The organism is Neorhizobium sp. 05N33 (assembly GCF_056397445.1).
On sequence record NZ_JBFTNK010000006.1, the window covers coordinates 240,702 to 253,444 of the forward strand.

Genomic DNA, 12,743 nt, shown 5'->3' on the forward strand with positions numbered 1-12,743 from the left:
GGTTACGCCGCCAGCGACACGCCGTTGGCATAAGACCGCGCACTGAGCCGGACCTCCAGCCTATGCAGCTTCTCGATCATGTCGAGAAGTTCGCTGACCGGCGAAAGCTGCATGTTCGGCCGCTGGAATTTCTCGAGCAACATGCCGGCGATATTGTCGAGCGCGCCGGTTGCCGCCGCCTTGCGCCAGAGGAAGACCGCTTCGACGAAGACGGCTGCGATATCCCGCCCGAGGCCCGAAGCTTCGAAAAGCGCCCGCACCGCATGCATGCGGCCGGTCGCGAGTATCGCTCTCACGCGGCGGTCGTCGAGCCCGGAGAGGGAGACCATTGCGCCAGCGAAGAAATCGACCTTGCCGCTGCAGAGCGCGTGGATCAGGAAGGCCGGCGTCAGCCGTCCGGCCGTGCGCAAATGTTCGACCAGGCCGGGGATTTCTTCCTGCAGCACGGTGCCGGCAATGGCGACGGCCGCAGCCTCGCCCGCTTCTCGGGTCATGTGCTCGATCCGGGCCGGCGCCATGCTGGTTCGCACCAGTCCGGAGCCGGCAAGTGCCGCGGTAATGTGATTGACGAGCATGTGGCGGGCATCCGCCGGCAGCGCATCGCGTTCCAGCAGCAGGTTGCGGATCTGGCAGCACTGCCCGAACCGTTCCGCGATCCGCCTGAGCGAAATCCGGGTGATCGAGGCGGTCTCGTTTTCCAGCAGAAGGGTAATTTCGCATTCGTCGCCGATCTCGGCGATCGCGGCAGCGATCCCGCGCGAAAGGTTCGGCCTTGCGGCGATCATCGCACGGGTCAGGCTGTCGCTGCGCCCGGCAAGATCGACGAGATCGTTTTCGGTAAGGACGGGCGAACAGGCGATGACCGTGCAGGCGATCTCCGGCTGGTCTTCCGCAAGGCAGACGATGACGGCGCGCGGCGCATCGGGGGAACCCGCCAGAGCCTCCGCAAGCGCCAGGCGCACGTGGGGCGATGGGTCGTCGAGCAGATAGGTCATCGCAAGCGCTGCGGCGCGACGCTGATCGCTGCCCATCGGCGAGTGGAGATAGGCCCGGCCGAGAGCATTGGCCGCCTTTGCCCTCTCGCCCGTTCTTGCTGTTTCAGCCCAACGAAGAAATGCCTGTACGATCACACTCGGCCTCGACTACACATGCCAGTTCGGATCTGGCTGGCTTGATAAGTCACGCTAGTAGCAAAAAGTTTAAGATTGGTTCACCACGTTCCTTAACCATGGCGAAGTCCTTGAAAATACGCTCCTGGCTTGTCGTCGACCCCTCCGCGGAGGCCGCAACCGTCCGTTCGGCAGGTGCGGACGCGATCGTTGTCGACCTGACCGCCCCGCCCGAGTCGTGGGATGCAGCGACGAGTCTAGAGCGCCAGTGGGCTGACCTGGCACCGGCCGGACAGCTTGCGTTCCTTCTGCCGGCTTTCTCTTCTGGAAGAACGGAGGCCGCCGTCGCGCTCGCCAGCCAGTGTCGCGCCGCCTCGGTCATTCTGTCCGGCGCCCGCAGCGGGGCCGAAGTCCAGAGGCTAGATATGGCTCTGCGGGTGGCGGAAATCCGCGCAGGATTGGCACCGGGCAGGACGCAGATCGTTGCGCTTGCCGATGCCGCCAGCATCCTTGCCGCCCCGAGCTTCGAGCACTGCAGTCGCCGCTTGGTGGCCCTTGGCTGGGAAGGTGGTTATAAGCCCTTCTCCGATACCGCGCGTATCGCGGCCGCGACAATCGCGCTTGCCGCCGCCGCCGCCGGCATAACGGCCGTCGATGCCGTCTCGCCGGCTGGGGACGCGGCGGCTTTTCTGTCTGAATGCGAAAGAGCAAGAGCGAACGGCTTCTCCGCCAAGCTCTGCCGCAGCCCTGATCAAGTTGCGATCGTCAATCGGGTTTTCAGCGTTTAGGCTCGGCGCCGGCCGGCCGGGTCATTTCGAACACGTCCGCGCCGCCGTCGGCGTAATCGCGATAGCCCATCCGCGCGATCGGCCGGGCAAGCCTCATGTCGATCCGCCCGCCCCGCAGGATCTCTTCGCTGATATGGATGCCGACCACCTGGCCGAAAACCATGTAGGCCTCGGCGCCCTGGCCGTCCAACCCCACCGGCTGGATCACCTGCGTGACGCGGCATTCCAGCACCGTATAGGCTTCCGCGACGTAAGGCGCATCGACGAGTTCCGCCATCTTGGCGGTCAGCCCCGCCACCTCGAATTCGCTGACGCCGTAAGGCACCGCTTCCGACGAGGCGTTCATCTTCTCCGCCAGATGTCGGCTTGCGAGGCTCGCGGTGAAGACACCGGTTTCCTCGGCGTTCTTCAGGCTGTGCTTTCGGCCGCTGGAGGAAAACATCACCAGTTTTGGGCTGTCGGAAATGGCGTTGAAGAAGGAGTAGGGTGACAGGTTCATCGATCCGTCCCTGCCCTTCGTACCGATCCAGCCGATCGGGCGGGGCGCGACGATCGCCTTGAAAGGGTCGTGCTTCAGTCCATGCTGGTTGGTATCGGTCGTGTAGAACATCGAAAACCCTATTCGCCGGCGTAGGTGACGATCTGCGACAGTTCCGGCCGCGGGCGGTCCGGCGTCGCAAAATCGCTCGAGCCGATATGGATGAAGCCGGCAATTTTTTCGCCCGGCTTCAAACCGAGGAGCGCCAGCGCCTCGTCGTCATAGGCGACCCATTCCGTACGCCAGTTGGCGACGTAGCCCTGCGCGTTTGCGGCCATCAGCATGTTGAAGCAGACGGCGCCGGCGGAAAGCACCTGTTCCCATTCGGGGATCTTTGGATGCGGTGCCGCGGTGCTGACGACGGCGACGACCAGCGGCGCGCGGGTGAAGCGCGCCAGTTCCGCCTCCCTGGCGGCATCGGTCATCTCGGGCATCTTCTTGAGCGACAGGGCGAGGAACTGTTCGCCGAGCCTGCTGCGCACGTCGCCGCGATAGACGATGACGCGCCAGGGCGCGAGCTTGCCATGATCCGGAACGCGGGTCGCCAAGGTCAGAATCGCCTCCAATTCCTCCCGCGACGGGCCCGGCTCCTTGAACTGTGCTACTGGCGTGGAATGCCTTTCGCGCAGAAAATCGATGAGTTTAACGTCATTTTGCATGGTCAAAGCTTTCATTTGGAGCTGGCGCGGTGGGAAGGTCTTGAAATTGCCTTGTCATTGGTCTCAAGTGCCGTCTCGGAAAACAAGAGTCAACCGGTAGACAACAGATGGCAGGCACTTCCCTTGCGGCACGCTGGTTCCTCGCCGGAGCGATGGCTCTCGGCCCGGCTTTCGGCGCATTCGCTCAGGAAGATGCCTTCAAGAATTTCCGCACGCCGGACAGCACCGGCAAGATGCCGAAGCTTAACGCTTTCTCGGCTCTGCCGGGCGGCCCGTCCGGTATTCTCTCAAAAGACGTGCAGTTCGATGCCAAGCTGACGTCCGATGGCCAGCCGATGCAGGAAGGCCTCACCTGGCGCGTTTTCAGCCCGATCGCCGGTGACGACGGCAAATTGCCGCTGGTGGCCAGTTCCGAAGGCGGTTCCGCGTCATTCCAGCTCGTCCCCGGTGACTACTTTGTCAATTGCGCCTTCGGCCGCGCCGGCGTCACCAAGAAACTGAAAGTCCCCGAAAACGGCAATGTGCCGAAACAGACCCTGGTGCTCGATGCCGGCGGTTTCGTCCTCAATGCGGTTGCCGGTACCGACCAGCGCATCCCGCCCAAGGAACTGAGCTTTTCGGTCTACTCTGCCGAAGTGCGCGACAATGGCGACCGGGCGCTGGTGATGTCGGACGTCAAGCCGAATACGGTCGTGCGTCTGAATGCCGGCACCTATCACGTCGTCTCGGAATATGGGGACGTCAATGCAGTGGTTCGGGCCGACATCCAGGTGGAAGCCGGCAAGCTCACTCAGGCGGTACTGCAGCACCGCGCCGCGCAGATCACCCTGAAGCTCGTTTCTCAAAAAGGCGGTGAAGCGATCGCCGATACGGCCTGGTCGGTACTGACCGCGGCCGGCGACGTCGTCAACGAAAGCGTCAGCGCTTTTTCCACGATGGTCTTGTCGGAAGGCGAATATCTCGCCGTCGCCCGCAACAAGACCAAGATCTATCAACGCTCGTTCACCGTCAAAGCCGGACGAAACACCGAGGTCGAAGTGCTGATGCGCGATACGCCTCAGGTGGCCGGCGGGGTCACCGGCGACCGGAATTGACAGGTCCAGGCAGGTTTTGCCGGACCTTCGCCAGCCGGACAGATAGTCTTCCAGAAGTCCCGTCTCGATATAGTCGAGTTCTGACAGCACCCGCCGTTCGGCAGGCGCTGTCATTATCGGTTAGGCCGCGGCCTTCTTCCTGTTCTTCGCTTCAAGGCGGCGCAACACATCCGGCGGCGTTGCTTCGAGGGTCAGCGAAGAGATCGCTTCGTCGAGCGTCATCGAGGTCTGCGCCTGCGAGCCGAGGCGGCGGATGTTCACCGAACGCTCCTCGGCTTCTTGTCTGCCGCAGACGATGATGACCGGCACCTTGGTGACCGAGTGCTCGCGGATCTTGTAGTTGATCTTCTCGTTGCGGAAATCGGTCTCGACGACCATGCCCGCCTCGCGCAGAGCTTCTGCGACCTCACGGCCGTAATCGTCCGCGGCCGAAGTGATCGTCGCCACCACCACCTGCATCGGCGCGAACCAGAGCGGCATGTGGCCCGCAAAGTTCTCGATCAGGATGCCGAGGAACCGTTCCATCGAACCGCAGATGGCGCGATGAATCATCACCGGCTGGGTCTTTTCCGAGTTCTGGTCAATATAGAAGGCGCCGAACCGTTCCGGCAGGTTGAAGTCCACCTGCGTCGTGCCGCACTGCCATTCGCGGCCGATCGCGTCTTTTAGCGTATATTCGAACTTCGGACCATAGAACGCGCCCTCGCCCGGCAGGATACCGGTCTTGATGCGGCCTTCCGACTGCGCCTCGATCGTCTTCAGGACATCGAGCATGACGGATTCGGCACGATCCCAAAGCGCATCGGTGCCGACGCGCTTGTCCGGCCGGGTCGATAGCTTGACCACGACTTCCTTGAAGCCGAAATCCTCGTAGACCGACAGGATCAGGTCGTTGATCCGCAGGCACTCGGCGGCCATCTGCTCGTCAGTGCAGAAGACATGCGCATCGTCCTGGGTGAAGCCGCGTACACGCATCAGCCCGTGCAAGGCGCCGGATGCTTCATAACGATGCACGAGGCCGAATTCTGCAAGCCGAATTGGCAGTTCGCGGTAAGACTTCAGACCATGCTTGAAGATCTGCACGTGTCCCGGGCAGTTCATCGGTTTCAGCGCGAAAATGCGGTTGTCCGCTTCCTTGTCTTCCGGATGGGTGAAGGCATAGGCAGACTTCACCGCGAACATGTTCTCCTGGTACCAGCCCCAATGGCCCGACGTCTCCCAGAGCGAGGCATCGAGAACCTGCGGCGCGTTGACTTCCTCATAGGTGCCGGCGAGCCGGCGACGCATATAGGCGGTCAGCGTCTGGAACATGCGCCAGCCCTTGCCGTGCCAGAACACCACGCCCGGACCTTCTTCCTGGAAATGGAAGAGGTCCATTTCCCGGCCGAGCTTGCGGTGGTCGCGCTTTTCGGCTTCGGCCAGCACGTGCAGGTACTGGTCGAGTTCTTCCTGCGTCGCCCAGGCGGTGCCGTAGATGCGGGTCAGCATGGCGTTGTTCGAATCGCCGCGCCAATAGGCGCCAGCAACCTTCATCAGCTTGAAGGCCGTACCGATCTGGCCGGTCGAGGCCATATGCGGACCGCGGCAGAGGTCGAACCAGTCGCCTTGATAATAGATCTTGAGATCCTGGTCCTCCGGGATCGCATCGATCAGTTCGACCTTGTAGCCTTCCCCCTTGGCAGCGAAGACTTCGCGGGCCTTCTCGCGAGACCAGACCTGCTTGGTGAACGGTTTGTTGCGGCCGATGATTTCCTTCATCTTCGCCTCGATCTTCGGCAGATCGTCGGGCGTGAAAGGCGCGTTGCGGGCGAAATCGTAATAGAATCCGTTTTCGATCACCGGACCGATGGTGACTTGCGTGCCGGGCCAAAGCTCCTGCACGGCCTCCGCCATCACGTGGGCGGCGTCGTGGCGGATGAGTTCCAGCGCTCGGGCGTCGGTGCGGGTGACGATCTCGATCTTTCCGTCGGTCACCGGCTCGGCAAGGTCCTGCACGGTGCCATTGATTGTGACGGCGACAGCCTTCTTGACGAGCGACTTGGAAATGCTCTCGGCAACGTCACGGCCGGTCGTGCCGGCGTCGAAAACGCGGACGGAGCCATCGGGAAATGTAAGGGAAACGGATTGGGACATGTCTTTCTCCTGTCCAGTCCCGCCAACGAATGCGGGTGGTGTTGGAATAAATGGCGGTTCGCCCTTGGGGCGCAGCCGGCGTGGCTGATAAATGCTTTTGGCGTTTTAGTAAAGGCGAGCGGCTGCTCAGCCGATCATTTCGGCAATCCCGGCGACCGTGTTGGCATTGCGGATCGTGCCGATGCCGAGCTTCTTGGCGGTCATCGCCGAAAGCAGCCGCGTCTCGCTGGCCTTGCCGCCGAAATCGACCCAGAGATTGCCGTCGACGATGGAAATCTTCTCCTCGCCGCGGTGGCGCTCGAGCAGGTCCAGGACACTTTCGTCGAGCGGCTTTCGCATCACCCGCACGCCGACCTCGGAACCTTCTCCCGACGGAAAGGGATTGCCGGCCGCGAGCTTCAGCCAATCGGCACCGGTCCTTGCGATGATATCGACATGTTTGCCGAACCGCTTCTCGAAGGCGGCCTCCAGTCTCTGCTCGACATTGCCGGTCGATGACCTGCCGGTCTCGAAGACGAGATTGCCGGTCGAAACCAGGGTCCGGCAATTCCGGTAGCCGAGATCCTCCGCCATGGCGCGGAGGTCGGCCATGATGACCCGCTTGCCGCCGCCGAGAACGATGCTGTGGAGCAGCGCGATATAGGTGATCATCGGTTCCTCACGGAGGCGATACCGGTTCGGAATGACGGCGCCAATATCTCCACGGCGTCCACCAATGCTGCCGCCCTTCGAGCGCTTCCGGCACCGAGTCGAGGCCGCTTGTGCCGCCCGGCCCGCAGCGCGCCACCCGAAACAGCGTCATCCATCCGCCCGGCCACAGCCCATGCCGCGCCACCGCCTCATATCCATATTCCGAACAGGTCGGAATATGCCGGCAGGAATTGCCGATGAAGCCGGACAGTGTCAGCTGGTAGAAGCGGATCAGACCCATGCCGAACAGCCGGCCGGGTGTTTTCCGGAACGATCCGGACCAGTTGCGGGAGCGGCCTGCCTTCGCCTGGGGTTCGGAGTGCTGACAGTTTGGGGCGCCGCACATCAGGGGTGAACCGCAGTTGATGGCAGGACGTCACTTAGGGCGTGCCGATCCAGCCCCCCTCTGGCCTGCCGGCCCTCTCCCCCTCGAGGGGGGAGATCGACTCGTGGCGCTGTTTGCACCTCATTGGAAACGGCACACGTCGCCGAGCGCGAAACATCCGAGAATAAGCGAAGACGGTCCCCCATCCGATCTCCCCCCTTGAGGGGGAGATGCCCGGTAGGGCAGAGGGGGGTATCCCGGGACGCCATCGTCATCCGACCGTTGCCAGCTGCCTTGCCTCGATCTGGTCGATCGCATCGACGACTGCTTCGAAGGTCAGCATGGTTGAGGGGTGGCGGGCCCTGTAGTCCCTGACCGGCTTCAGGTAGCGCATCTCCTCGAACCGGCCGTCCGGCCCCTCGCCGTCTTCTTTCAGCATAGCGAGCATGTCCTGGCGCGCCTTGCGGATCTCGGCGGTCGTTGCGCCGATCACATGCCGCGCCATGATCGAGGAGGAGGCCTGGCCGAGTGCGCAGGCGCGGACCTCGTGGGCGAAATCGGTCACCCGGTCGCCGTCCATCTTCAGGTGCACCCGCACCTTCGAGCCGCACAGCTTCGAATGTTTTTCGGAACTCGCATCCGCATCCGGAAGCGTGCCGGCATGGGTGATATTGCCGGCAAATTCGAGAATCTTGCTGTTATAGATGTCGTCCATCAAGGCTCGCTTTGAGTCCGGCCGTCGCTTGTTGAACACTGTGTCACGTCAGGCGGACTACCATAAAAGGGTTCCTGCCATTATATGTGATGTCCGGGCAAGATCATCAAGAAAGGATGTTTTCACGAAATCCTACCGAAAACGGAATAGGATATCTTGTAAAAATGTTCGCCGAAGGTCAGATAACCCCGGATTGCCCAAAAATCAGCCGCCGATGCCTAGCAGCTGATCAGTCCGTGAGTAACGCCAGTCGGATGCGGCCTTGAACCGCATCAGGAGACGATAAATGGATGCCATTGTGAAGAATTTCCCGGCTTCGAAAGAGAAGCAGGTCCGCCCCTCACAGCAGGAGGCCGAGGAAGCCGTGCGCGTTCTCTTGCGCTGGGCAGGTGACGATCCGGCCCGCGAAGGCCTGCTCGACACCCCGAAGCGCGTCGCCGCCTCCTATAGCGAGCTGTTTTCCGGTTATGAACAGTCACCGGAAGACGTGCTCGGCCGTACTTTCGAGGAAGTCTCGGGTTATGACGATATCGTGCTGGTGCGCGACATCCCGTTCTTCTCCCATTGCGAACATCATATGCTACCGATCATCGGCAAGGCGCATGTCGCCTATCTGCCGAACGGCCGGGTCCTCGGTCTTTCGAAGATCGCTCGCGTCGTCGAGATCTTCGGTCGCCGTCTGCAGACGCAGGAAAACATGACGGCGCAGATCGCCAACGCGATCGAGGAGACCCTGAAGCCGCGCGGCGTCGCCGTGATGATCGAGGCCGAACACCTGTGCATGGAAATGCGCGGCGTGCAGAAGCAGGGCTCGCATACAATGACGACGACGTTTACTGGCGAGTTCAAGACGAACGCCGCCGAACAGGCCCGTTTCTTCACGCTGGCCCGCAACCGCTGATCGGCGGTTTTCCGGGCGGAGTTTCCCGATGTCGTTTTCTTTTGACCAGCCTTCCGCTGACAAGACGGAACTCGAAGGCGCCGGCGCCTTCACGCCCCGCTTCGATCAGAACGGTCTCGTCACCGCCGTCGTCACCGATGTCCGTGACGGCGAACTGCTGATGGTCGCGCATATGGACGCCGAAGCGTTGGCGCTGACGGTCGAGACCGGCATTGCCCATTACTACAGCCGTTCGCGTGCCAAAATCTGGAAGAAGGGCGAATCCTCCGGCAACCTGCAGACCGTCCACGAGCTTCGCACCGACTGTGATCAGGACGCCGTCTGGCTCAAGGTTTCGGTCGCCGGACACGACGCTACATGCCATACCGGCCGTCGCTCCTGTTTCTATCGGGTTGTTACCCAAAGTGATGGTAGGGCGGTTCTTGAAATCACCGACAATCAGCGTCATTTTGATCCAAATGTCGTCTATTCCGATCAAGGAACCATTTAGGCATTTGCCTCGTTTTTTGGCGTGTCTCGACTGAATAAACGATTTCGAAACCTGTCGATGCGTTAATCGTCAGACCGGGGTTTGTTCAGCTGTGGAGGATTTTTGTCGATGCTGAACTGGAGTTGGAACCGTCACGATCCGCTTGCGGCATCTGCCGAAGGCGACGAAACGAAAATCCTCGAACCCACCCCTCCTCCCATCGTTGAAGCCCCCAAAAAAGCAAAGCTTGCCCTCGCTCTCGGCGGCGGTGCCGCGCGCGGCTGGGCTCATATCGGCGTACTCAGGGCTCTCGACGAAGCCGGCATCGAAGTCGGCATGATCGCCGGCACCTCGATCGGCGCTCTGGTCGGCGGATGTTACCTCGCCGGCAAGCTCGACGAACTCGAAACCTTCGCCCGCTCGCTGACCATGCGCCGCATTGCCGGCCTGCTGGATCTGACGATCGGCGGCGGCGGTCTTCTCGGCGGGATGCGGCTGACAAAGCGGATGCAGGAACACCTCGAAGGCCTGTCGATCGAGGATCTCGACCGCCCGTTCGTATCGGTTGCGACCGAGCTCCATACCGGGCACGAAGTGTGGATCTCCAGTGGCTCGCTGATCACCGGGCTTCGCGCCTCCTACGCACTGCCTGGCATTTTCGAACCGGTGAAATGCAACAACCGGACGCTCGTCGACGGCGCTTTGGTCAATCCGGTGCCGACCTCCGTCTGCCGCGCCTACGAACAGCCGCTCGTGGTCGCCGTCAACCTGAACTACGAGATTTTCGGCCGCTCGGCGGTCGTCAAGCACAATGCCAGCGTCCAGCCGATCGATGACGGGCGCAAGAAGCCCGAGGACATCCGTGTCGGTCTGACCGGCACCATGGTGCAGGCCTTCAACATCATCCAGGAACGCATTTCCCGCGCGCGCCTGGCGGGCGATCCTCCGGATCTGGCGCTGCATCCGCGTCTTGCCGATATCGGCCTGTCCGAATTCCACCGCGCCGGCGAAGCGATCGACCGCGGTTATACGGAGACCATGGCGCAGATCTCTGCGCTGAAGCGCATGCAGGAAGTTTTCGCCCGCTAAGCGGGGGATGCCTCGTCACGAGGTGATCCAGCCCCGCCCATGGGCGAGGCTCAGCCGAAAGCGATCAGCCGGCAATATAGGCCTTGATCTGTTCGGCCTCGAGTTCGATCTCGCGAATGCGCGACTTGACCACGTCGCCGATCGAAATGATGCCGGCGAGCTTTCCGTCCTGCTCGACGGGCACGTGGCGGAAACGGCCGCTGCTCATCATCCCCATCAGTTCATCGACGGTCGTGTCATCCTTGCAGCGTTGCACCGCAGTGGTCATTGCCGACTTTACCGGTTGGTCGAGCACACTGGCGCCTTTACCGGCGATGGCGCGCACCAGGTCGCGTTCCGTAAAGATGCCGGCGATGCGGCCTTCCATGCCGGTTACCACGACGGCGCCGATCTTCTTGTCGTTGAGAATCCCGGCGACTTCGAGCAGCGTCTTGTCGGGGTCAACGGTGACCACGTCACGACCCTTTGCATCCAACATGTTCTTGACGATTATTGCCATGGCTCTCTCCTCCCAACCGGCTCGGCCTGGACGTCGCCCATTCCCGAGAAGCAAAGCGCCCGGGTGGAGGAACCGTCCCTGCACGTGCACAGAAGTGTAGAGCGATGCCGGAGAGAGATCAAGAAAGATCAAGGTTGCGTGATGGGCATGACGCTGGGCGGCAGGGGATCGAAAAGGTCAAACAGCAGGAAACCGAACAGGAAGCCGCCGATATGCGCATCCCAGGCGATCGGTCCCATATCCGCACCGAACAACGTCACCCCGAAGGCGATCAGAAGGTTGCCAATGAACCACATGGCGGTGAAGATGACGACGGTGCGGTTGCGGAACGAGCCGAGGATAGACTGGCGCGGATAGAGATGGCCATGGGTCCGATCATAACCTCGGCGTTCGGGAAAGGCGAAACGGCAGGCCGCTCCCATCAAAGCCGAGACGACGCCTGACGCACCGATCAACAGCGTCTCGTCCCCCCAGTTGAGCGTTGCATGGAAGAAGGCGGCAGCCACCGCCGAGAGAATCCAGAAGATCACGTAGCGCAGAGTGCCGATCCGCCGCACCACCGGTGCCCCGAAGGCCATCAGCCACAATCCGTTGAAAAGAATATGCTCGATGCTGCCGTGCAGCAGCGAATACGTGACCGGCGTCCACGCCCAGGCAAGTCCCTGCTCGCTGAGCGGATAGACGTAGCGCAGCGGCGTAAACGCCAGGTTCACCACCATGGTGGCGCGCGTGTCCTCGTCCAGCAGATATTCCTGCACAATGTAGATGACTGCAAGCAAAGCCAGCGTCACGACGAGGCTCCGCGGAAGATTGAAGATCGGCTGCGAGCGCTCGCCGCCGTCATCCGTCTCGCGCTGCTCGTCAGCCATATCCGGCCCGTCGTTCATGCCAGTTCCTTCTGTCTTCTCGTCCCCTATCGGATGGGTCCGACAGCCATATAGGAGCGGCTGTTCAAAGGAAAGCGCGGGCAGGATCACGGTCGCGCGGGTGCCGTGATCGGTGGCAAATCCTTAACCATGATGCCCTCGCCGTGGCATGGTTTTCGCTGCGTGAGGAGGATCGGCCGTCCATGAAGCGCGGCCTGTATCGAAATATGACAGGTAAGATGGATGCGCAATCAGGCAACCAGGGCAATCTTCGACTACTGGATCAATCTCAAACGCGACGGGATGGCTCCCCTCAAGACCGAGATCGACCCGACCGCTCTGCGTCATCTTCTCCCGCATCTTTTCATGGCCGCCATGGACCCGGCCGGCACGCTGGCGTTCCGCCTGGCGGGCACCCGCATCTGCGAACTGTTCGACCGTGAGTTTCGCGGCAAGCCGTTCGCGGACGTCTGGCAGGAGACCGATCACCGGCAGCCGGTGGAGATCGCCCACGGCGTCATTCACTCCCAGCAGCCGGCACTCCTGGATGTCCGTGCCTCGAATGGCCACATCCGCCACGCTTATGAAATGCTGCTTCTGCCAATCCGATCGGTGGAGGCGGCGCCAAGCGATCGGATTTTTGGCGCTCTTCTGCCGGTGATTTCTCCCTACCCCGTAACGGCAACGCCGGCCATTTTTCTGACGCTCGAGAACTGGACGTTCCTGACCGGCGGCGGTTCACATTTCGGTGTGCCGGTCACGGGCGATCGCCGCAGTTTCTCCCACACACCCGGCCGCAGCCCGTCTTGAGGGAAGCATCTCATCGCAGCCCGCGCTGCTGACGGTCCCTGCCAAAACCTTCTGTTAA

At 61.8% G+C, this 12,743-nt stretch carries 15 protein-coding genes; 6 read left to right on the forward strand and 9 right to left on the reverse strand.

Annotated elements, in window-relative coordinates:
* Positions 1 to 2 precede the first annotated feature (2 nt).
* Positions 3 to 1,130 (reverse strand): DUF2336 domain-containing protein, encoded by a 1,128-nt coding sequence (locus AC1DLT_RS17770; protein WP_477487586.1) that lies wholly within the window; start codon positions 1,128 to 1,130, stop codon positions 3 to 5.
* A gap of 110 nt (positions 1,131 to 1,240) precedes the next feature.
* Between AC1DLT_RS17770 and AC1DLT_RS17775 the strand changes: the two genes are divergently transcribed.
* A complete protein-coding gene (locus AC1DLT_RS17775; RefSeq protein ID WP_477487587.1) occupies positions 1,241 to 1,897 on the forward strand; it encodes a hypothetical protein in 657 nt (218 codons plus the stop codon).
* Here AC1DLT_RS17775 and AC1DLT_RS17780 read toward each other — a convergent pair.
* The gene (locus AC1DLT_RS17780; protein ID WP_477487588.1) at positions 1,887 to 2,507 is read right to left on the reverse strand and encodes a flavin reductase family protein; all 621 of its coding nucleotides are present in this window, start codon (positions 2,505 to 2,507) and stop codon (positions 1,887 to 1,889) included. The two genes, AC1DLT_RS17775 and AC1DLT_RS17780, sit on opposite strands and share 11 nt — an antisense overlap.
* 8 nt (positions 2,508 to 2,515) lie before the next feature.
* The gene (locus AC1DLT_RS17785) at positions 2,516 to 3,094 is read right to left on the reverse strand and encodes a nitroreductase family protein (protein WP_477487589.1); all 579 of its coding nucleotides are present in this window, start codon (positions 3,092 to 3,094) and stop codon (positions 2,516 to 2,518) included.
* A gap of 107 nt (positions 3,095 to 3,201) precedes the next feature.
* On the opposite strand from AC1DLT_RS17785, the gene AC1DLT_RS17790 reads away from it, so the two are divergent.
* Positions 3,202 to 4,188 carry a hypothetical protein gene (locus AC1DLT_RS17790; protein ID WP_477487590.1) on the forward strand — a complete coding sequence of 329 codons (987 nt, stop codon included), beginning with the start codon at positions 3,202 to 3,204 and terminating at the stop codon, positions 4,186 to 4,188.
* Positions 4,189 to 4,308: 120 nt separating this feature from the next.
* Here the strand turns inward: AC1DLT_RS17790 and thrS are convergent, their stop codons facing one another.
* The 4 genes from thrS to AC1DLT_RS17810 all read right to left on the reverse strand — a co-directional run bounded on the left by thrS (position 4,309) and on the right by AC1DLT_RS17810 (position 8,051).
* Positions 4,309 to 6,321, reverse strand: a complete 2,013-nt coding sequence (gene thrS / locus AC1DLT_RS17795; RefSeq protein ID WP_477487591.1) for a threonine--tRNA ligase — start codon at positions 6,319 to 6,321, stop codon at positions 4,309 to 4,311.
* 126 nt (positions 6,322 to 6,447) lie between these two features.
* Positions 6,448 to 6,972 (reverse strand): DUF1697 domain-containing protein, encoded by a 525-nt coding sequence (locus AC1DLT_RS17800; RefSeq protein WP_477487592.1) that lies wholly within the window; start codon positions 6,970 to 6,972, stop codon positions 6,448 to 6,450.
* A 7-nt stretch (positions 6,973 to 6,979) separates the two neighbouring features.
* Positions 6,980 to 7,357, reverse strand: coding sequence for a membrane protein insertion efficiency factor YidD (yidD, locus tag AC1DLT_RS17805; RefSeq protein WP_477487593.1), 378 nt, complete (start codon positions 7,355 to 7,357; stop codon positions 6,980 to 6,982).
* Positions 7,358 to 7,607: 250 nt separating this feature from the next.
* Positions 7,608 to 8,051: an iron-sulfur cluster assembly scaffold protein gene (locus tag AC1DLT_RS17810; RefSeq protein ID WP_477487594.1), complete on the reverse strand. Its 444-nt coding sequence runs from the start codon at positions 8,049 to 8,051 to the stop codon at positions 7,608 to 7,610.
* A gap of 286 nt (positions 8,052 to 8,337) precedes the next feature.
* On the opposite strand from AC1DLT_RS17810, the gene folE reads away from it, so the two are divergent.
* The 3 genes from folE to AC1DLT_RS17825 all read left to right on the forward strand — a co-directional run bounded on the left by folE (position 8,338) and on the right by AC1DLT_RS17825 (position 10,510).
* Entirely contained in the window at positions 8,338 to 8,952 is a 615-nt protein-coding gene (gene folE, locus AC1DLT_RS17815; protein WP_477487595.1) for a GTP cyclohydrolase I FolE, read from the forward strand.
* A gap of 28 nt (positions 8,953 to 8,980) precedes the next feature.
* Positions 8,981 to 9,442 (forward strand): phosphoribosyl-AMP cyclohydrolase, encoded by a 462-nt coding sequence (gene hisI, locus AC1DLT_RS17820; RefSeq protein WP_255761503.1) that lies wholly within the window; start codon positions 8,981 to 8,983, stop codon positions 9,440 to 9,442.
* A 108-nt stretch (positions 9,443 to 9,550) separates the two neighbouring features.
* Positions 9,551 to 10,510: a patatin-like phospholipase family protein gene (locus tag AC1DLT_RS17825; RefSeq protein WP_038543085.1), complete on the forward strand. Its 960-nt coding sequence runs from the start codon at positions 9,551 to 9,553 to the stop codon at positions 10,508 to 10,510.
* Positions 10,511 to 10,574: 64 nt separating this feature from the next.
* On the opposite strand, the gene AC1DLT_RS17830 is transcribed toward AC1DLT_RS17825, so the two are convergent.
* Entirely contained in the window at positions 10,575 to 11,009 is a 435-nt protein-coding gene (locus AC1DLT_RS17830) for a CBS domain-containing protein (RefSeq protein WP_247038238.1), read from the reverse strand.
* 128 nt (positions 11,010 to 11,137) lie between these two features.
* Positions 11,138 to 11,896, reverse strand: a complete 759-nt coding sequence (locus AC1DLT_RS17835) for a rhomboid family intramembrane serine protease (protein ID WP_477487596.1) — start codon at positions 11,894 to 11,896, stop codon at positions 11,138 to 11,140.
* 222 nt (positions 11,897 to 12,118) lie between these two features.
* On the opposite strand from AC1DLT_RS17835, the gene AC1DLT_RS17840 reads away from it, so the two are divergent.
* Positions 12,119 to 12,685, forward strand: coding sequence for a PAS domain-containing protein (locus AC1DLT_RS17840; protein ID WP_477487597.1), 567 nt, complete (start codon positions 12,119 to 12,121; stop codon positions 12,683 to 12,685).
* Positions 12,686 to 12,743 lie beyond the last annotated feature (58 nt).

Coding starts and splice junctions, on each gene's coding strand:
- yidD (WP_477487593.1), bottom strand. CDS start 7,357: ATGTGCGGCGCCCCAAACTGTCAGCACTCCGAACCCCAGGCGAAGGCA.
- AC1DLT_RS17800 (WP_477487592.1), bottom strand. CDS start 6,972: ATGATCACCTATATCGCGCTGCTCCACAGCATCGTTCTCGGCGGCGGC.
- AC1DLT_RS17830 (WP_247038238.1), bottom strand. CDS start 11,009: ATGGCAATAATCGTCAAGAACATGTTGGATGCAAAGGGTCGTGACGTG.
- AC1DLT_RS17825 (WP_038543085.1), top strand. CDS start 9,551: ATGCTGAACTGGAGTTGGAACCGTCACGATCCGCTTGCGGCATCTGCC.
- AC1DLT_RS17785 (WP_477487589.1), bottom strand. CDS start 3,094: ATGCAAAATGACGTTAAACTCATCGATTTTCTGCGCGAAAGGCATTCC.
- hisI (WP_255761503.1), top strand. CDS start 8,981: ATGTCGTTTTCTTTTGACCAGCCTTCCGCTGACAAGACGGAACTCGAA.
- AC1DLT_RS17790 (WP_477487590.1), top strand. CDS start 3,202: ATGGCAGGCACTTCCCTTGCGGCACGCTGGTTCCTCGCCGGAGCGATG.
- AC1DLT_RS17780 (WP_477487588.1), bottom strand. CDS start 2,507: ATGTTCTACACGACCGATACCAACCAGCATGGACTGAAGCACGACCCT.
- AC1DLT_RS17840 (WP_477487597.1), top strand. CDS start 12,119: ATGCGCAATCAGGCAACCAGGGCAATCTTCGACTACTGGATCAATCTC.
- AC1DLT_RS17810 (WP_477487594.1), bottom strand. CDS start 8,051: ATGGACGACATCTATAACAGCAAGATTCTCGAATTTGCCGGCAATATC.
- AC1DLT_RS17835 (WP_477487596.1), bottom strand. CDS start 11,896: ATGAACGACGGGCCGGATATGGCTGACGAGCAGCGCGAGACGGATGAC.
- folE (WP_477487595.1), top strand. CDS start 8,338: ATGGATGCCATTGTGAAGAATTTCCCGGCTTCGAAAGAGAAGCAGGTC.
- thrS (WP_477487591.1), bottom strand. CDS start 6,321: ATGTCCCAATCCGTTTCCCTTACATTTCCCGATGGCTCCGTCCGCGTT.